17 protein-coding genes are annotated in these 18,757 nt (G+C 43.6%); 5 read left to right on the forward strand and 12 right to left on the reverse strand.

The features are described 5' to 3' along the window. Positions 1-71: 71 nt before the first annotated feature. The 7 genes from AACV20_RS13895 to hinT all read right to left on the reverse strand — a co-directional run bounded on the left by AACV20_RS13895 (position 72) and on the right by hinT (position 6,056). Positions 72-1,361, reverse strand: coding sequence for an NAD(P)/FAD-dependent oxidoreductase (locus AACV20_RS13895; protein WP_026028144.1), 1,290 nt, complete (start codon positions 1,359-1,361; stop codon positions 72-74). A 354-nt stretch (positions 1,362-1,715) separates the two neighbouring features. Further along, positions 1,716-2,258 carry an alpha/beta hydrolase YcfP gene (gene ycfP, locus AACV20_RS13900; protein WP_013856523.1) on the reverse strand — a complete coding sequence of 181 codons (543 nt, stop codon included), beginning with the start codon at positions 2,256-2,258 and terminating at the stop codon, positions 1,716-1,718. A gap of 100 nt (positions 2,259-2,358) precedes the next feature. After that, positions 2,359-3,210: a phosphotransferase gene (locus AACV20_RS13905; RefSeq protein ID WP_038172104.1), complete on the reverse strand. Its 852-nt coding sequence runs from the start codon at positions 3,208-3,210 to the stop codon at positions 2,359-2,361. Between the two features lie 34 nt (positions 3,211-3,244). Further along, on the reverse strand, positions 3,245-3,835 hold the full coding sequence (gene lpoB, locus AACV20_RS13910) for a penicillin-binding protein activator LpoB (protein WP_081244991.1): 591 nt from the start codon (positions 3,833-3,835) through the stop codon (positions 3,245-3,247). 22 nt (positions 3,836-3,857) lie between these two features. Further along, positions 3,858-4,247: a YcfL family protein gene (locus AACV20_RS13915; protein WP_013856520.1), complete on the reverse strand. Its 390-nt coding sequence runs from the start codon at positions 4,245-4,247 to the stop codon at positions 3,858-3,860. Continuing rightward, positions 4,247-5,638 (reverse strand): COG3014 family protein, encoded by a 1,392-nt coding sequence (locus tag AACV20_RS13920; protein ID WP_170907488.1) that lies wholly within the window; start codon positions 5,636-5,638, stop codon positions 4,247-4,249. The genes AACV20_RS13915 and AACV20_RS13920 overlap by 1 nt, the downstream gene beginning before the upstream one ends. Positions 5,639-5,705: 67 nt before the next feature. Further along, positions 5,706-6,056: a purine nucleoside phosphoramidase gene (gene hinT, locus AACV20_RS13925; RefSeq protein WP_094166200.1), complete on the reverse strand. Its 351-nt coding sequence runs from the start codon at positions 6,054-6,056 to the stop codon at positions 5,706-5,708. A 384-nt stretch (positions 6,057-6,440) separates the two neighbouring features. Between hinT and AACV20_RS13930 the strand changes: the two genes are divergently transcribed. Next, on the forward strand, positions 6,441-8,432 hold the full coding sequence (locus AACV20_RS13930) for a methyl-accepting chemotaxis protein (RefSeq protein ID WP_026027184.1): 1,992 nt from the start codon (positions 6,441-6,443) through the stop codon (positions 8,430-8,432). 176 nt (positions 8,433-8,608) lie between these two features. Further along, positions 8,609-9,769: a DUF1887 family protein gene (locus AACV20_RS13935; RefSeq protein WP_170907489.1), complete on the forward strand. Its 1,161-nt coding sequence runs from the start codon at positions 8,609-8,611 to the stop codon at positions 9,767-9,769. A 52-nt stretch (positions 9,770-9,821) separates the two neighbouring features. Here the strand turns inward: AACV20_RS13935 and fadR are convergent, their stop codons facing one another. Further along, complete coding sequence (gene fadR / locus AACV20_RS13940; RefSeq protein WP_010319711.1) at positions 9,822-10,661, reverse strand: fatty acid metabolism transcriptional regulator FadR; 840 nt, start codon at positions 10,659-10,661, stop codon at positions 9,822-9,824. Between the two features lie 655 nt (positions 10,662-11,316). Between fadR and nhaB the strand changes: the two genes are divergently transcribed. Both nhaB and dsbB read left to right on the forward strand, forming a co-directional pair. Beyond that, positions 11,317-12,906 (forward strand): Na(+)/H(+) antiporter NhaB, encoded by a 1,590-nt coding sequence (gene nhaB / locus AACV20_RS13945; protein ID WP_094166149.1) that lies wholly within the window; start codon positions 11,317-11,319, stop codon positions 12,904-12,906. Between the two features lie 75 nt (positions 12,907-12,981). Next, positions 12,982-13,521 (forward strand): disulfide bond formation protein DsbB, encoded by a 540-nt coding sequence (dsbB, locus tag AACV20_RS13950; protein WP_094166150.1) that lies wholly within the window; start codon positions 12,982-12,984, stop codon positions 13,519-13,521. 61 nt (positions 13,522-13,582) lie between these two features. On the opposite strand, the gene bioD is transcribed toward dsbB, so the two are convergent. From bioD to bioB, 4 genes are read right to left on the reverse strand one after another with little or no spacing between them, the layout of a single operon-like run. After that, positions 13,583-14,269, reverse strand: coding sequence for a dethiobiotin synthase (bioD, locus tag AACV20_RS13955; protein ID WP_170907491.1), 687 nt, complete (start codon positions 14,267-14,269; stop codon positions 13,583-13,585). Continuing rightward, the gene (gene bioC / locus AACV20_RS13960) at positions 14,266-15,069 is read right to left on the reverse strand and encodes a malonyl-ACP O-methyltransferase BioC (RefSeq protein WP_170907492.1); all 804 of its coding nucleotides are present in this window, start codon (positions 15,067-15,069) and stop codon (positions 14,266-14,268) included. The genes bioD and bioC overlap by 4 nt, the downstream gene beginning before the upstream one ends. Before the next feature lie 2 nt (positions 15,070-15,071). After that, on the reverse strand, positions 15,072-16,235 hold the full coding sequence (bioF, locus tag AACV20_RS13965; protein ID WP_047687954.1) for an 8-amino-7-oxononanoate synthase: 1,164 nt from the start codon (positions 16,233-16,235) through the stop codon (positions 15,072-15,074). After that, the gene (bioB, locus tag AACV20_RS13970; protein WP_017048088.1) at positions 16,207-17,259 is read right to left on the reverse strand and encodes a biotin synthase BioB; all 1,053 of its coding nucleotides are present in this window, start codon (positions 17,257-17,259) and stop codon (positions 16,207-16,209) included. Before bioB ends, bioF begins: the two co-directional genes overlap by 29 nt. Positions 17,260-17,393: 134 nt before the next feature. Here bioB and bioA point away from each other — a divergent pair, with 134 nt between their 5' ends. Next, entirely contained in the window at positions 17,394-18,683 is a 1,290-nt protein-coding gene (bioA, locus tag AACV20_RS13975; RefSeq protein ID WP_047687952.1) for an adenosylmethionine--8-amino-7-oxononanoate transaminase, read from the forward strand. Positions 18,684-18,757: the final 74 nt, after the last annotated feature.

Consider the following 18,757-nt stretch of genomic DNA (forward strand, 5'->3'; position numbering starts at 1 on the left):
GGTGGGATGACAAAAAAAGCCTCGCCTTTTAACAAAGGCGAGGCTTTTTTATGGCCAGTACGCTGGGAATATTAGTGAAGCTTTAAGTTTGGACGCAACACACGATTAATACGGCCAACTAACATCATCAACCCTGTTTTGAACATACCGTGCAGCGCCATTTGGTGCATGCGATACAAAGAAATGTACACTACTCGCGCAATACGACCTTCAACCATCATCGAGCCTTTGGTTAAATTACCCATTAAGCTACCAACGGTAGAAAAACGACTTAATGAAACCAACGAACCGTGATCTTTATAAACATACGGTTTGAGCTCACGCCCGTTAAGCTTAGCAACAATATTCTTGAACGCTTGGCTTGCCATTTGGTGCGCTGCTTGTGCACGAGGTGGCACAAATGAACCATCGGCTTGTGTACATTGTGCTAAATCACCGATCACAAAAATATCGTCATCTCTTGTGGTTTGTAAGGTGTTTTTTACCACTAACTGATTAATGCGGTTTGTTTCCAAACCAGCAATCTCTTTCATAAAATCCGGTGCTTTGATGCCAGCAGCCCACACCATGATCTGAGCGGGAATCTTTTCGCCATCTTTAGTTGTTAGGCCATCCTTATCCGCTCGCGTGACCATAGTCGCAGTACGAACGTTGACACCTAATTTCGTTAATTCGCTATGCGCAGCACTAGAAATGCGAGGTGGAAGAGCGGGTAGAATACGCTCACCCGCTTCCACAAGGTTGACATTCAGTTTGCTTGAATCAAGATCGCCAAAACCATAAGTCCGCAGCTCTTTTACTGCATTATGTAGCTCTGCAGATAATTCAACACCCGTTGCACCTGCGCCAACAATCGCAATATCAACTGTACCGTTACCATTTTTCGCATGAAGTTTTAGAAACTCATTATTCATTTCAGTACGAAAACGATTTGCCTGTTCAGGGCTATCAAGGAAGATACAATGCTCACGAACTCCTGGAGTATTGAAGTCGTTAGACGTTGAACCGATTGCCAGCACCAAAATGTCATATTCAAGCTCACGACTTGGCATTAACAATTCACCATGCTCATCTTGCAATTCACTAAGAACAATCACTTTGCGTTCACGATCGATATCAGCAAGACTACCCATTTGGAAATCAAAACGATGATTTTTTGCGTGAGCGCGATAGCTTAGCGCATCCACTCCTTCATCTAATGAACCCGTTGCCACTTCATGCAATAACGGTTTCCATAAGTGGCTTGCTTTACGATCCACTAATGTGATTTCTGCGCGATTTTTACGGCCAAGAGTGCGACCAAGTTTAGTCGCGAGCTCTAAACCACCCGCGCCACCACCGACTACGATAATTCGTGTCACAACAATAATCCTCAAAAAGAAATAAACATGATTCAGCGTGAAATCTCACACTGAAGGAATTCTCAGTAATGCGCTTGCTTCAGATAAATCTTGTTCAGCAAATGAAGCTATCTTCGCAGCACGTTTCATTAGGATAAATGCATGTAACTACACACAAATTAGGCAAATTTAAGACTTGCTCTCAATTTTTTTTGATATTTATCAAAATATTTATAATTTAATCATTATATAGAGCAAAACTCATGGTGCAACCAAAGAATTCCTCTATTTCACTACGAGATATAGGGGGATTGGGCCATAAAAAAACGACTCACAATTGTGAGTCGTTCAGTCGAAACTATGATGCACGGATGCTTAATTTGATTCTTTAAATGCCTTCATCGCTTGCAAATGCTGTGAGATTTTCTTGAACTTATGGTTCTGGGTTTCATCCCAAATGATATCGTAGTAGTTTTCGAGCTCTGCAGCTGTTTTGCTGTTGTCATGAATTTCATCTTCTTTAGATAAAATTACTAAACAGCGTCCTTTATTTTTTACCCTGTATTGCTCAACACACTTAGTCGCAATATCTTCATACTCTTCAGGGCGATCGATGCGTCCAGTCATGTTTGTTTCCGGATGCAAGTTAGGATTAAACACCACTTGCTTAATTCCGCATAAGAATCCAATCCGCTCAGACCAGAAGCCGCCGAGGCCTACGCCACAAATAATCGGATGTGGGTCATCAGACAACTCAATCACTTTATGCACTTCTTTTAGAAGATGCTGCATATCGTGTTTTGGGTGCTGTGTACTGTAGTTAATAAAACGGACATCGCTGTCAATAAATTGCAATTGCAGTACTTTTTCATGGTTTCCTGGGCTTGTTGAATCAAAACCGTGCAGATAAATAATCATAATAACTCCCCACTCCTTGAGGTTTTTAATCTACCACGAAGATTGTGGTTTCAAAGACTTTAACCTTAATTTACTGCAACAAAACGACGAAACAGTGATCCTAGCTACATAATGTGCGTTTTAGATGTTCGGCTTGTTGACGATAATAGTCATCACCCCATAATTGATGTGCTAACAAATACCATAACATGGCCATCATTGTTGCTCTTGGATGCCAAGCCACCACTCCTTCGACCCAATCATCGACCCCCACAATCTCACGCAATTGACAATAACGGTAGACCGCCTCTAATGGTTTTTCTTCTGCAACATCAATGCTTAAAGCCAGGTCGAGTCGGGGGTCGGCAATTGAGGCGTATTCCCAATCAATCACGCGGTTACCTTCATCGGTTTTAACCATATTGTAGCCAGCTAAATCAAAGTGACACAAAGTCTGACCAACATCAGCAAGGTTAGGTGCGGTGCGCCAACGTTGATATAAAGCCGACAAGTCCTCACTTTTATACTCAGCTTTGAGCTGTAGCCAATAATGATCAACCCGAGCGATAAAACTGAAAGGGGCAACTGGGATGCGTGCTGTACTGAGATTATGGATCTTTATCTGTGTTTTTAATAGAGAATCGAAAGGTAAACCACCAGTAAGGGATTGGCCATCAATCCATTCAACCAATAATCCTTGATCATTAATGGAAAGTGGCTTAGGGCCTAAGTGAGAAGATTCGATAGCAGAGAGAATTTGATATTCTTGAAAACGCGAAATGGAAAAGGCTTGAGTGATCGGCGTATTAGGCCGCCAAACAAAGCTACGTTCCTCCGTGACAATTTTCCAACATCGGTTTGTTAACCCCCCTGTCAGTGTTTGTGCGTAGTCAGGGGGAGCAGAGAAGAATCCTTCTAGCGACGTTAAGGTACGATCAAGCTGACAAGCTTCACGCCAAGACATTCTCGCCATAAGGACCTCTTCTCTCAATTACTCGATTTTGTGATTAAAAACCGAGTAAACTTTTTGACTGCTGTTTACGAATTTCGGTTTCATCTGCCCATTCAATAAGGCCGCTTTGAAGATCCATTAAACGCATCGTCATTTTGTAATATACATCTTTATCACTGCTTGCGTTTTTCACAATACTCGACAAGTTGCCATACAGCATATATTGTGCGCCAACCATTTTGCCAAACTGAATGGCGGTACTTTGGTTGACCAACTCATCATTATTTTGGAAATTGAGCTGTTCGCGCACGGCTTCAACACGACCCATGTCGACGAAGCGGAACTTACCTGAATTCAACATCTTAGTACTGATGGTATCAGTGATAGATTCAGTATCAATGTGCTCACTGGTTTTATTTTTGATTCGCTCAACAAACACGATAGGACGAGAATCACGGGTAATCGCTGCTACCGAACCTGACATCATCATGCTATCAACCATTTCCCCCGCGATTTTTTGTAAATCTGTTGAACCAAAATCAACTGTCGTCGTTTCAACGGATTGTGCATCTCCGTAGCTGACTTTATTTGAACAGCCGCCCAAAATGACAGCGAGTCCTAGCAATGCGATAATACTTTTGTTCATATTGGTTCCTTACTTTCCCAATTTAATTATTTGACCCACGGATCTGTACGCGAAACTGTTTTCCATTTGGATTGACAGAAATCTCCGACAACGACACCGTCTCCATCCCACTGATGATCTTTTGTTTCCAAGGACTTTGTCTGTTATTGACTTCAAGCCCATCATCGTCATACCAAGAAAAACGGTACTCGATAATTTGGTCACCTTGGTAATGACTCACTAAACGCACAAGTCCCCTCGTATGACCATCCACTTGGTTAGTTGCAATGTCTTCAACAACCAAGCGATTACCTAATACATTGTCGCCAAATAGCACTTTTTGCGAAGCGCCATCAACTCTTAATCCTGCGGTATTTTCAGCACATCCAATCAATGAGAATGTGACTAACAGCCCCAATATCCACTTTTTCATTACAATCTTCCTAGTTGTTTATGCCAGATGGTTGAATGACGTCCCTGACGAGAAACCCACACCAAAGTGGTGCCTTTTTCCGGTACAGAAAACTGATATTCTTGCTCTCCCACCTTTATTCGTTGCTCGCCTGCATTGACTTGCAGACTAGCCGTTTGCACCAGCCCTGGCAGCGTTAGCCAACTGCGCGTATCGGGCTGCTCTGTCAGCAGATTCCAAACGTTGAAGACTAAATTACCAACATTGTCATCTTTGGCCGCTTCTTTGCGCAATTGATCTTTCGCCAGCACTCTCAACACTTGCCTTATTACTATAGAGGGCATTTTCTCAGACAAGTTTCGACTTGCCATTAAATTCACATCCGTCAGAAAATGAGAAGTCAGTACTTTGTCATTCATCGTCAGTGATGAAAATGATTCAACGGGTGTATTCGGATAATAAGGTAAGGCGAGAGAATACAATGCGCCATTTCCTCTGCTGTCATACAAAGGTAAAGATTGACGCCAGCTATCTAAGGCTTTCACCACACTCTGCTCTTCTATTATAAGCACACGACCTTGAGAAGCAGTCAGTGAATGAGATTTCCCGTAGAGTTTCTCTAATTGGATTAGGTCTTCTCTCATCCCTAATCGTTTCGCAACGCGTAATGTCCCCTCTATAACCTCAATATTATCGGGAGTGACTGCCAAAGCGCGTCGATAGTCGACATAGGCACTGTTAACATCACCAGAGGCTTCATAAAGCAAAGCAGAAAGGTAAAAAAGGTAACCATTCTGCACCGCCTGCAAAGCTTTTCCTGCATCAGGGTAGTTTGCTAGTACGCTGCCTAAGTTTGGTGTCACACCTTGTGATTTTAGCTCTTTTTGCGCCTTTTCAAGTTCCGCTTCTCTAGCCAGCCTTGCTTGCTCTTGTACCTGATTCGCTCGCCGAACCTCAACCAGAGCTCCATCCAAATCATTCTGCTGTAAATAATTCAAACCGAGATAAAGATGTAAAAAACCGAGTTCATAATCCGCAGGAACGTATTCCATCAAGTTATCATTCACAGCCAACGCACCGACACTTGTCGCCGTATCACTTAGTGAAATCAATGCCTTATCTTGTTGAATTTTAACCGCAGAATCACTCAATTCGAAACTACGCTTACTGTCTACATAATTCTGGTTAAGAAAATGGACTCGCCCTTTTTCCAGATTGTCCAGAATGTCACCCGCGACAAATTCCGCAAGTTCATTCTCCGCATCTTGATACTGCCCAGATTTAACGGACTGATAGACAGCGCCATTTTGAGCACTGTAATGACTAAACAAGTTCCCCGCAGAAAAATTAGCACAGGCATTGAGAAAAAAAGGCGATAAAAAAACCGTAATATGTCGCACGTAACGCTTCACTCAATACTCCATATTTAACTCTAATCGTATCAATCGAGCGCCCAATAGTGGCTGGGCGACCCATGCATTAGCTCATCAAAAGCGGACCCAACGGGCGACCGCCAACCAAGTGCATATGAATGTGGTAAACCTCTTGGCCACCATGAGCGTTACAATTCACTATCAAGCGATAGCCATCTTGTGCAAGACCTTCTTGTTGAGCGATTTTTTTTGCCACTGTAAACATACGTCCCATAGCCGCTTCATGCTCAGGTTCAACATCGTTGGTCGTCGGAATAAACGCATTGGGAATGATAAGAATATGGCTAGGCGCTCTAGGGTTAATGTCCCGAAAGGCGGTAACTAAATCATCTTGATAGAGGATATCTGCAGGAATTTCTTTACGGATAATTTTGCTAAAAATGGTTTCTTCAGCCATGAAATACTCCACTAGTAAATAGGCCTACGCAGTCACATCAAAGTACATTAGATCGAGATAAGTGGTTCAAGGCTAATACCTAAGTGGGCCACGACAACATATCGACAACCGCTAGAACCGATAGAACCGATAGAACCGATAGAACCGACACTAATTTGACCTTAATGCTACTGAATATAATAGGTGTGTAGTTGGATTTGAGTATGCGTGAACCCTGTCAAAAGCTCAATAAAAAACACCGTACGCGTAGCATAAATGACAGAACACTAATATAAAAAATGCGTTTTGCCAGGCCCGTCATAAAATGTACGTCTCACATTCAATACAATACTCATTATTTTGTTATTTTTTAAAACAAAACACTATTTTTCTAGGGAGAGGATTATGAAGGGTTCAGTGATTAGGCGAATGTACGCTGGTTTCACACTGATCATCATCATGTTTGCAGTAACGACCGCCATTATGATGGGAGGAATGAATCAAATTCATTCTAATTTCGAAAGTGTATCAACCACCGCCTTACCGCTCGTTTCTTTGTCAAACAAAACAAGTGTTCAACTGCTTTCTGCCGATAAATCTTTTAAGGACTTTTTGACGACACAAAACCAAGATCGCATGAATGTGATGCGTTCAGAATTTGCTAAAGCAAAACAAGATTTTGCTGACGTGCTAAACCAGCTCCAACAAGCAAGTGCAATGAACCCCTCTCTTGAAGAGCGGATAAGCCAACTTAAACAGATGGAACTCCGCTACTTTTCAGAAGCAGAACAAGCCATGAATAATTATCAGGCGATGTTTGAGGCGCAAGCTCAAGTGCAAAAATCAACTCGTGAATTTCAAAGACTTCATGCCGATTTAAGCACAGGAATGAAAGATTTTGTCGATGGGCAAAATAGCATTTCAGTTAAAGTCATGGCGAAAAGTTATTTCATTAAATTGAAAGATGCGGAATTAATCACTTCAGACGCTTTGGCCAGTTCGGATGTCGCCTTTGTTGACAAGGCCGTCACCATGAATAAAAAAGCAGTCACGCACCTCAACTACGCTTACCGAGGCTTATCGACCCAGCTACCTGAGCTGAAAAAAACCTTTGACGATCTCGTCCAAAAGTTCTCTCAAGATATTGGGCAAAAGGGTGGTGTGCTTGATCAACACAATAGTTACTTACTAGCGAAAACAGCCCTTTATGAAAACATTGCGAATTTGGCTATCGAGGTCGATAAAGCAATGACGATTTTAGACTCTTTTAACGATACTGCGACCGATGGTTTAAATGCCTCTCTGCGAGAAGCCGGGGAAGTCTATAAGCAAGGAGTTATTAAAGCGATCGTGATTGGTATTGCGGTTGTGCTAGTGGCTACAGGAATTGGTTACCACATTGCGCAAAGTGTTCGTGAGCCGTTAAATCGTATACTCAAAACGCTAGAAGGGCTGACAAAAGGGGATATGACACAACGCATTGAAATTCGTTACAACAACGAGTTTAGTCGCTTAAGTGGCCACATCAATTCGCTAGCAGATAATTTGCACCATATTTTGGTGCAGTTGAATGATGCTTCTGAAAATTTAACCAACACAGCTAACCATAACCAAACCACCTCTTCAAAAGCACAGTCACAACTCAGCACCCAACGTGAGCAAACCGCGAGCGTGGCAACCGCAATGACAGAAATGGCTCATTCAGTGCAAGAAGTAGCGCAAAGTGCTCAAAGTTCGCTAGAGATGGTGCAGAAAGTTGAATCGGCTTCTGAATCGGGCCGTAAAATTATGAGTGACAATATCACTACTATTAATCAATTGGAGACTCGCTTAAATCAATCGGTTGATGCTGTCGGTGAACTACAAAAGATGAGCAGCCAAATTGGTTCTATCTTGGATGTGATTCGTAATATTGCAGAACAAACTAACTTATTGGCGCTCAATGCCGCGATCGAAGCTGCTCGTGCTGGAGAGCAAGGGCGCGGGTTTGCAGTCGTAGCTGACGAAGTTCGTGTTTTGGCAAAACGCACAACAGATTCGACGTCTGAAATTGAAAGTATGATCAGCAACTTGCAATCCAGCTCATCTTCTGCCAGTACTGTTATTGAAAGCTGCATGACTGATATGGAACTTTCTGTCGAACAAGCATCAACGGCGAATAGCGCAATGGAAGAGATCCAAGCGTTAATTCTAGAAATCAGTCAGATGAGTACTCATATTACACAAGCGGCCGCCGAGCAAAGTGAAACAACCGGTGACATTGCACGCAGTATCGAGGATATTAATTTAATCGCTGATGGTAGCTATCAAGCCATGTCTCAAATTGCACAGGCAAGCGCCAACCTAACTCAGCTTGCTAATCAGCAGAATGAATTAGTCCATCGTTTTACATTATGAGTGACCGTTAACAAACTCAACCCCATTTGTAAGTTACATGTAAATTATGTCTCAAGGGCGGCTTTTAATCTAAAGTCGCCCTTGTTTTTTTGATGCCACATCGTTATATGATAACTATCGGCTTGCGCATTATTATCTACCTCCTACTCTTTGCAAGCCAAACATGAGGATGATCTATGGCTGTTCATGTTGGCATTATCGACCAAGACCCTATTCGCTTGGTTACTCCCCTGCTTGATAATCGAACGGTAAGTTCGCACATTGTCTTCATCGGTGATCAAGACCAAAAATCAATGTATTTACGTTTACACTCGGTATTGAGTCAGCGCGACATCACTTCTGAGTTTTTTGAAATCCCATCAGGTTCCAATACCTCAGCAATCAAACAAGCTATCCAGTTTTTAGCGGAAGATTTGAAAGCCAGATACGACGAAGTCAAGCTGAACGCAAGTTGCGGTTTGAGACATCGTTTATTATCCGTTTATGAGGTGTTCCGTAGCTATCAATGGCCTATTTTTGTCGTCGAACCGAACAGTGATCAGCTGTGTTGGCTTTATCCCGATGGTCAAAATAATACCCAAGTGCAAGACCACATTACCATTTCAGACTACTTAACCATTTTTGGCGCACGGGGTGAATTTAGTGAGCATCATATTCCGCCACAACTTGACCAAAAACTTTACGAACTCGGCGAGCGCTGGGCAAGTAATGCATTAGAACTTGGTCCTGGTTTAGCCACATTAAACTATTTAGCGACGACGTGCCGCAAAGAGCAGCGGCTAGGTGTTGCACTTTCAGAAAAACAACAAGGCTATCGTGAACTTCATATTCTGTTGACCGATCTGGTCGAAGCACAAATCGCCACCTATCAAAATGGCATTTTAACCTTCGCCAACGAAGATGCGCGCCGATTTTCCAATGGAGAATGGTTAGAAACATTAGTGCACAGTACAATAAGGCAGATCCAAGATGATATGCCAACCATTCAAGATCGCTCTTTGAATGTTCAAGTCTACCGTCAATTAGGTGAGCGAGAAGTCAGAAATGAACTCGATGTCGCTACAGTGGTGAATAACAAACTGCATATTATTGAATGTAAAACGAAAGGTATGCGTGATGACGGCGATGATACGCTTTATAAGCTAGAATCATTACGTGATTTGCTTGGTGGCCTACAAGCTCGCGCTATGCTCGTGAGCTTTCGCCCACTCCGCCATAATGACATTACTCGTGCAGAAGATTTAGGGTTGGCCTTAATCGGCCCAGATGAACTGAAAGATTTAAAATTACATTTAGCCGCTTGGTTTAAAGAAGCGGGTGGTAACGAAGATATCTAACCTACAAAAAAGCCCGTTTCATACGGGCTTTTTTTACAGTAAAACGAATTTTCTAATGATCATCTTCTGTAAAATTTGTCGGTAACGTTGTTTTCATTTGATTCCATATGTGAGCGCTGTCAATACCGTAATGACGGATCACAATCGGCAACTGCTCACGATTGCCACTTTCACATACTGCTAATAATTCACGGTAAAACTGCAAGGCTAACTCGCGTGCTTCTGGATTAGAGAAATAATAGCTGCCAACTCGGTCATATAATTTCTTTAGCCCATTAAAAATCAAACCATAAATTTGGTTTCCTGAGTGAAACGCTAAACGCTGAAATAACATGTAATCGTAAAAGTTAAAGGTTTTCGCAATCAATATTTGCTGACGCTTATATTCGTCTTTTTCACCATCATCTTTAATATGCTGCTGGATTTTCTGTGCATAAGGAGATAACTCCATAAAAGAATCCCAAGATTTGGCACTTAATAGTGCTTCACAGCTTTCGATAACATTAGTAATAGTGCGCTCGGCAGGCTCTTTGTTCACTTTAAATGCATAACGCATAAATATGGGGCTAATATTTGTCCGAGCCGCAAGTAAGTCTTCCACAATACTGGTGGCATTTTCAGCATCGAGCGTCATTAATGTATCTAATATGTGTAAACCGGAAGTTTCCATAAATTGGTTTACTTTTGTTGGCTTACCATGCTGTATAGTCAACCAACCATCACGGGCTAAGCGTTGTAATACTTCTCGAAGCGTTGTACGTGTTACACCAATTAATTCTGAAAGTTCGCGCTCTGCAGGTAAGATAGAACCCGGTGCAAAGCGACCATTCCAAATGCTCTCAATTATGTATTTTTCAGCAAAACCTGCTGGGCTTTTTGCCTTAATGACCATTAAGTACTTATCCAGTTTTCTATTTATTTGGGTCGAATGGGACTCATCATACCACTAGTTGAACGTTATCGGAAACAAACCATCCGCGAAGTTATCACAAACAAAATAGAGCTTAAACTCTAATTTAATCATCTTGTTTATGAACAATACCGAGTCAATGAAATGGTAATTTTTAGCAGTTCTTCAAAAGGAAGAACTCATAAGAGTAGAAAAAATAAAGAGATATAACTCACATTAATAAACTTAAAATAATCAATTTAAGCTTGCAAAATTCGCTCTTTTTAGTCATTTAGATGCCTATTACCTTAACTCCACTTCAAAATACGGCTCGGCGTGAATTTTTCACAACTCTTATGCTATGCTTACCCAACTTTGATCGCGTTTTTGACCAAAATATCGGTAAGTGTTTTATCAATAACCTGATTATTATTGACTAAAAAAGCTTGCGGAGTAGAGTGACGGTCGAAGTAAGGATTGCTTGTCTCACTCAAGGAGTGTCTTGGTAAAACCATAATCCCTAAACGGTTTGTTGTTTCGCTAGAACATTGCCGATAGATACTGTTTTCGTGTTTAACACGTTCTATTTGGCCACTTCACATAATGAATTAAAGATAAGCTGACAGCGTCTATCATCTCAACAGTAAGAGAACTACCCATGCCGATGTCCCTCGGAAGCGCTTTTCTCAAGAACTTTCTTGGTAAAGCCCCTGACTGGTACAAAGTTGCCATTATTGCTTTTCTCATTATCAACCCGATTGTTTTCTTTTTGGTCGACCCATTTATTGCTGGTTGGCTACTTGTGGTTGAATTCATTTTCACCCTAGCGATGGCGCTTAAATGCTATCCCCTGCAACCTGGTGGCTTACTGGCTATCGAAGCTATCGCCATTGGGATGACCAGTGCAGAGCAAGTAAAACATGAGCTTGTGAATAACATCGAAGTTCTGCTGCTACTGGTGTTTATGGTGGCTGGTATCTATTTCATGAAACAGCTATTGCTGTTCATCTTCACCAAAATACTACTTGGTATTCGTTCAAAAGCGATGCTTTCGGTCGCCTTTTGCATTACAGCTGCTTTCCTGTCTGCATTTTTGGATGCTTTAACAGTTATTGCTGTGGTCATCAGTGTCGCCGTCGGGTTTTACTCGATTTATCACAAAGTGGCATCGGGACAAGGGACAAGCTCCGCTCATGACCATACTCAAGATGAGCATATCTCAGAACTAACACGTGATGACCTAGAAAACTATCGTGCGTTTTTGCGCTCACTACTGATGCATGCTGGCGTAGGTACCGCTTTAGGCGGGGTGATGACCATGGTTGGTGAACCACAAAACTTGATCATCGCCGATCAAGCAGGTTGGTTTTTTGGCGAGTTTATCATCCGTATGTCTCCGGTAACCGTACCTGTTTTTCTCTGTGGTATTTTGACCTGTGTATTGGTTGAAAAGCTGAAGCTATTTGGTTACGGCGCAGAATTACCCGCTAACGTTCGTCAAATTCTGGTCGATTTTGACACGGCTGAGCGCAAAAATCGAACCAATCAAGACGTCGCAAAACTTTGGATCCAAGGCGCTATTGCTGTCTGGCTGATTGTTGGATTGGCATTGCACTTAGCGGCAGTTGGATTGATTGGTCTTTCAGTTATTATTTTGGCGACAGCATTTACTGGTGTGATAGAAGAACATTCGCTAGGCAAAGCATTTGAAGAAGCCCTACCCTTTACGGCGCTGCTGGCGGTATTCTTCTCCATCGTAGCCGTAATTATCGATCAACAACTCTTTAAGCCAGTTATCGATGCTGTGTTGAATGTTGAAGATAAAGGGGCTCAGCTTGCTCTCTTCTATGTGGCTAACGGGCTTTTGTCGATGGTTTCGGATAACGTTTTCGTTGGCACTGTCTATATTAATGAAGTCAAAACAGCGCTACTAGAAGGTGTTATCACGCGTGACCAATTCGATTTATTGGCTGTCGCGATTAACACAGGTACGAACTTACCGTCAGTAGCAACACCAAACGGTCAAGCCGCTTTCTTATTCTTATTAACATCAGCACTTGCACCATTGATCCGCCTTTCTTATGGCAAAATGGTCATCATGGCTCTGCCCTACACGATTGTATTGGCATTAGTTGGCCTGTTTGGCATTGTCTTCTTAGTTGAGCCCATGACTGCGCATTTTTATGACTTAGGGTGGATTACGCACCATTCAGCCAAAGCAGTTCAAGTCATCTCTGCCGGGCATTAAAATATTCGGTTGATAATGAAACTTATCTAAGTTAAAAAGCTCTGAACTATCAGGGCTTTTTATTCTTTACAGGTATTGAATGTGACTTTTTTTTCTACTCTGAAACTGTTCTCTCAATCGAGAAAATCTTGGTTTTTATTACTTCTTTTTGTGGTTTTTTTTGAGGCTTGTGCGCTTTTTTTTCAGCACATCATGATGCTCGCACCGTGTGTGATGTGCATTTATGAACGTGTGGCGATGCTAGGAATTGGCGGAGCAGCTCTGCTTGGCTTAATCGCACCCAATAATCCGATTGTTCGTTGGATTGGACTCGTTGCTTGGGGATCCAGTGCTTATAAAGGTTTGACCTTAGCTCTGCAACATGTGGATTACCAATTCAACCCTTCTCCTTTTGCCACTTGTGATTTATTTGTCACTTTCCCAAGCTGGGCACCACTCAATCAATGGGCACCTTGGATGTTCGAAGCTTACGGTGACTGTTCGAAAGTGGTATGGCAATTTTTAACGCTTTCTATGCCACAGTGGCTAGTGGTCATCTATGCTGCTAACTTGCTGGTGCTCGCTTTTGTTGTTTTAGCTCAGTTCGCGAAAACCCACGTCAATAAGCTGCGGTAATAACCTGCTTGATCAAAAAAGGCATCTCGCTAAGAGATGCCTTTGGGCTGATTCACATCGCTTACTCTGACGCAAGCAGCGGATCAACATTAATATACTTACCAATTTGTTGCCGTTTTACCGTTGGCACATAGGGTATTTCACCAAGCTTAGGCGCTGGAATGCGCGATTCCAACATTGCAATAATTTCAGCGTAATGCTCAGTTCCTGGGTTCACTCGGTTGGCTACCCAGCCAACAATCTTCAACCCGTCGGCAATAATACTTTCCGCTGTTAAAATTGCATGGCTTAAGCAACCTAGTTTAATCCCTACCACTAATACCACTGGTAGCTGTTCTTGTTTAACCCAAGTAGACAAGCTGTCAGTATCAGAGATCGGAACGCGCCAACCACCAGCACCTTCGATCAACACAATGTCAGCATTCGCTTTATGCTTAGCTAATTTGCTACTGAGTACGCCATAATCAATCTCGACGTGTTCATGTTTTGCTGCGATATGTGGTGATGTAGGGAGCGCTAAAGAATATGGATTCACATCACCATAGGGCATCTCTTTGGTTGCCGCTTTCATCAGATGTAATGCATCTGAGTTGCGTAAGCCAAATTCCGTTTTTTCGCTACCAGCGGCAACGGGTTTGTAGCCAATAGTCACCAAATCCTTGGCGGCTAATGCTTGTAGAATCGCTTTTGAAGCGACCGTTTTTCCAACGTCGGTGTCCGTACCCGCAATAAAAAATGCATCAATCATCGATGTATAACCCCTAAACAAACCTGATAAGTTGCAGGTAGAAGACCTTGATGGTTTTGAAATGTTTGGTATGCCTGCTCAACTTGCAGTAGAGCCTTGCGGCTTGTTAACCCTTGTGAGCGTCCACTTACGTGATTTGCACCAATTCCTTTAAGATCTCTCATCAAGGAAAAGGCTTTGTCATACCAAACTGTGATCGAAGCCAAGTCTAGTTGATGGTGGTAACAGTGAGATTGCGCTAACGCAATTTTTACCTGATTGAGTGTGATGAAATCATTGACGTGTTGATGTGTATCAATTTTTGTCCACGCTTGTTTCAGTTCAAACAGCGAACCGTCCAATAATGTCGAAAAATAAGCCATCCCTTGTGGTTTCAATACGCGGTGAATTTGTCGCAGTGGTAGAACAAGGTCATCACACCACTGCAGCGCTAAACTAGAAAAAACGTAATCAAAAGAGGCGTTGGCGAAAGGAAGCGCCTCAGCATCTGCTTGATAGTAGGTGACGCCAACATCACCACAACGTCTTTTAGCTTGTACTAGCATCTCACTGGAGAGGTCAACACATACCACATACGCCCCTCTACGCCGCAGTTGCTCTGAAAAATAGCCCGTACCACAACCAAGATCGAGCACTCTTTTCCCTACTAGACTGTGCGGCATTTTGTCCAATAAACGGTGTCCTACGTCACGTTGAAAAGCGGCATGTACATCATAATGCTTTGCCGCGCGGCTAAAAGAATGGGCAATGGCGGCTTTGTCATGCAGCGCATTTATCTCTATCGCATGAGTTTGTGACATATTCAGCTCTCCTCTAGCGCACGTTGCAGTTGTGTGGTTAGTTGATCTATGTCAGCAATAGTGTGGTTGGCGGTTAGAGTGATACGCAATCGGGCACGGCCTTGAGCCACCGTTGGTGGGCGAATCGCGGTCAACCAACACCCGTGATGTCGCAATTGATCGGCGATATTCAATGCTGTTTGCGCCTCACCAACAAGGTAAGGTTTGATTGGCGTTAGCGTTTCAACATAGCCATCGAAACCTTGCATAGATTCAGCGTAATAAGCTTGCAGCTCAGTCAGTTTTTCTCTGCGCCAAGACTGCTGAGTGACCATTGAAATAGCATGAGTTACTGCATAAGCTTGCGCTGGCGGCATGGCTGTAGAATAGACGTGGTGACGAGCAAACTGCGTAAGAAAGTCACCCACCTCTTGATTGCATAAGATAGCTGCACCCGATAACCCTAAGGCTTTGCCAAAGGTCACCACTAAGAGCTGTGGTTTTATTCCTGCCGCACTGCAACTGCCGGCCCCACCCTCGCCCAACACACCGATGCCGTGTGCATCATCGACTGCCAACCACGCTTCACCTTGCAGTGCATCCGTGATTTCGCACAGCGGTGCACAATCACCATCCATGCTAAAGACCCCTTCAGTCACCACTAACGTATGACTATCGCGGTTAAACTGTTGCTTAAGATGAGTGACATCGTTGTGCCGAAAACGCTTCATACTGGCTGCGCAAAGCATTCCTGCTTCGATCAAAGAGGCGTGGTTAAGTTTATCTTGCAGTAGCAAATCGTCTTTATTGAGCAGGCTAAACAGCAGTGCCTGATTGGCACTAAACCCCGATCCAAACAAAATGGCTCGCTCATAACCTAGCCACTCACACAAGTTAGCTTCAAGGTTGCGATGGGCTGAGCTAAAGCCTGTGACCAAAGGAGATGCGCCACTACCGCAACCATACATACTCAGCCCTTGCTGCCAAGCGGCAATCAATTCTGAGTCGTGTGCAAGGCCAAGGTAATCGTTACTGGAAAAGTTAAGATACTGGCGGCCATCTTTGCACAATCGAACCTGGTTGCCTCCCTCAAGCTCGATAAGAGAGCGAGAAAGCCCAAGCTCGCGACGAGCACTGAGCGCCGCTGAAATACGTGAATTAAACGCTGGCATCGTAGAAAAGATCATCTTTAGTAGGACGAGCTGCCACCCGTTTTACGACACGCTCAAGCAGCTCACTTTCTGCAATTTCATCCGGTTTTTGGCTCACTTGTTGGCTATTGATACCCAGTTTTTTAAACAACTGCATATCGCTATCTTCATCAGGATTAGGAGTCGTTAGCAACTTGCAACCGTAGAAAATGGAGTTTGCACCTGCCATAAAGCACAGCGCTTGCATCTGCTCATTCATATTTTCACGTCCAGCCGATAAACGCACCGCCGATTGTGGCATCATGATCCGAGCAACGGCAATCAGACGAATAAAATCAAACGCTTCGACATCTTCGGCTTGCTCTAACGGTGTGCCTTTCACTTTGACCAGCATATTAATCGGTACACTTTCAGGATGGGTTGGTAAGTTCGCTAATTCCACCAACAGGCCAGCGCGGTCATTAGCGCTCTCTCCCATACCGATAATTCCCCCAGAGCAGATCTTCATTCCTGCATCGCGCACGTGCGATAAGGTATCAAGGCGATCTTGATAGGTTCGGGTGGTGATAATGTTGCCATAGTATTCAGGTGAGGTATCTAGGTTGTGGTTGTAATAATCAAGCCCTGCACTGGCCAACTCGCTTGCTTGATCAGGCGTTAGCATGCCCAACGTCATACACGTTTCCAAGCCCATCTCTTTCACGCCACTAATCATCTCTTTCAAGAGAGGCATATCACGCGCTTTCGGGTTTTTCCACGCCGCTCCCATGCAAAAGCGGGTCGAGCCAGAGCGCTTCGCTTTTTGCGCCGCGTCTAACACCCGCTCGACTTCCATCAACCGTTCTTTATCAACATCAGTCCGGTAATGCGCACTCTGCGGGCAATATTTACAATCTTCAGGACACGCCCCCGTCTTAATAGAAAGTAACGTGCTGACCTGAACATAATTTTTGGGATGGTATTGACGATGTACTTGCTGCGCTTCAAACAGTAGATCCATAAACGGCTTTTCGACCAGTGCGTTCACCTCAGCAACGGTCCAGTTATGACGAACTTCCACATCTCTTCCTTATTCAGTTTTATTATTTTGTTGCTTGGCTAGTCTACTGACAAGCGATAAACTGTCAACAAACAAAGAAAGCATAAGTTTACGTTTGATTAATTCTTAAACAAAACCAGCAATATGGACTGATCATGGATTTACTCTTCGACCGCCAACATATCTGGCATCCCTACACTTCAACGCTGACGCCATTGACTTGTTATCCCGTCACTCACGCTCAAGGTGTCCATCTTTATTTGGAAGATGGGCGACGCTTGATTGATGGAATGTCCTCTTGGTGGGCAACTATTCATGGTTATAACCATCCACACCTTAATTACGCTGCGCATCAGCAAATTGATAAAATGTCACACGTGATGTTTGGCGGTATCACACATCAACCCGCCATTACGCTTTGTAAAAAATTACTGGCATTAGCGCCAAGCAATCTTGAGCACGTATTTTTAGCCGATTCTGGCTCTGTCGCCGTGGAGGTCGGCTTAAAAATGGCGCTGCAATACTGGCATGCAAAAGGTCAACCGCGAGCGAAATTTCTCACCTTACGCCATGGCTATCACGGCGATACGTTTGCCGCGATGTCAGTCACTGACCCAGATAACTCGATGCATTCGCTCTACAAAGGTTTTTTGCCGCAGCATATTTTTGCCGATTCGCCAACTTGCGGTTTTTGGGATGAGTGGGATGAACGCGATCTCGATGATTTTCGAGATAAAATAATGTACGCTCATCAAGAGCTTGCGGCGGTGATTTTAGAACCAATTGTGCAAGGTGCTGGCGGTATGCGTATCTATCATCCTCAGTTTTTAAAAGGCGTGCGTGCACTTTGCGATCAATATGGTTTGCTACTGATTGCCGATGAGATTGCAACTGGATTTGGCCGTACTGGAAAGCTCTTCGCCTGTGAGCACGCTAATATCGCGCCTGATATTTTATGTGTCGGCAAGGCCTTAACGGGTGGCTATATGACGCTTTCGGCCACACTGGCGACCAAGCAAGTCGCCGATACGGTTTGTGCTGGCGAAGCGGGCTGCTTTATGCATGGGCCAACCTTTATGGCTAACCCATTGGCGTGCGCTGTCGCCTGCGCTAGCTTAGAGCTCATCGAACAGGGCGATTGGCAACAGCAAACCCAGCGTATTGAAGCGCAATTTGCTCATTTACTGCCCATGCTTAACCGTTTTGAGATGGTAAAAGAGACGCGCTGGCTGGGCGCTATCGGCGTGATTGAAACGCATCGCCCTGTCAATATGGAAATCATTCAAGCGCTATTTGTTGAACAAGGGGTCTGGATCCGTCCTTTTGGCTGTTTAATCTATGTGATGCCACCGTTTATTAGCCAAGTAGATGACATTGAAAAACTGATCAACGCTGTAGTGGTGGCATTGCAAAATTCGCAATGCTTTCAAATCGATGGGGCTTAAATAGAACCGACACATACTATTGATGCATAAAAAAACCGACTCGCAAGTCGGTTTTTTTACTGTGTTTAACGCAT

The sequence above is a fragment of the Vibrio sp. B4-6 genome (assembly GCF_963888245.1).
In the GTDB taxonomy this organism is placed as follows: Bacteria; Pseudomonadota; Gammaproteobacteria; order Enterobacterales; family Vibrionaceae; genus Vibrio; species Vibrio anguillarum.

Excerpts from the sequence above, each read along its gene's own strand:
- ycfP (WP_013856523.1), bottom strand. The coding sequence starts at position 2,258 with ATGATTATTTATCTGCACGGTTTTGATTCAACAAGCCCAGGAAACCAT.
- AACV20_RS13905 (WP_038172104.1), bottom strand. The coding sequence starts at position 3,210 with ATGGCGAGAATGTCTTGGCGTGAAGCTTGTCAGCTTGATCGTACCTTA.
- lpoB (WP_081244991.1), bottom strand. The coding sequence starts at position 3,835 with ATGAACAAAAGTATTATCGCATTGCTAGGACTCGCTGTCATTTTGGGC.
- AACV20_RS13915 (WP_013856520.1), bottom strand. The coding sequence starts at position 4,247 with ATGAAAAAGTGGATATTGGGGCTGTTAGTCACATTCTCATTGATTGGA.
- hinT (WP_094166200.1), bottom strand. The coding sequence starts at position 6,056 with ATGGCTGAAGAAACCATTTTTAGCAAAATTATCCGTAAAGAAATTCCT.
- AACV20_RS13930 (WP_026027184.1), top strand. The coding sequence starts at position 6,441 with ATGAAGGGTTCAGTGATTAGGCGAATGTACGCTGGTTTCACACTGATC.
- AACV20_RS13935 (WP_170907489.1), top strand. The coding sequence starts at position 8,609 with ATGGCTGTTCATGTTGGCATTATCGACCAAGACCCTATTCGCTTGGTT.
- fadR (WP_010319711.1), bottom strand. The coding sequence starts at position 10,661 with ATGGTCATTAAGGCAAAAAGCCCAGCAGGTTTTGCTGAAAAATACATA.
- nhaB (WP_094166149.1), top strand. The coding sequence starts at position 11,317 with ATGCCGATGTCCCTCGGAAGCGCTTTTCTCAAGAACTTTCTTGGTAAA.
- bioD (WP_170907491.1), bottom strand. The coding sequence starts at position 14,269 with ATGATTGATGCATTTTTTATTGCGGGTACGGACACCGACGTTGGAAAA.
- bioC (WP_170907492.1), bottom strand. The coding sequence starts at position 15,069 with ATGTCACAAACTCATGCGATAGAGATAAATGCGCTGCATGACAAAGCC.
- bioF (WP_047687954.1), bottom strand. The coding sequence starts at position 16,235 with ATGATCTTTTCTACGATGCCAGCGTTTAATTCACGTATTTCAGCGGCG.
- bioA (WP_047687952.1), top strand. The coding sequence starts at position 17,394 with ATGGATTTACTCTTCGACCGCCAACATATCTGGCATCCCTACACTTCA.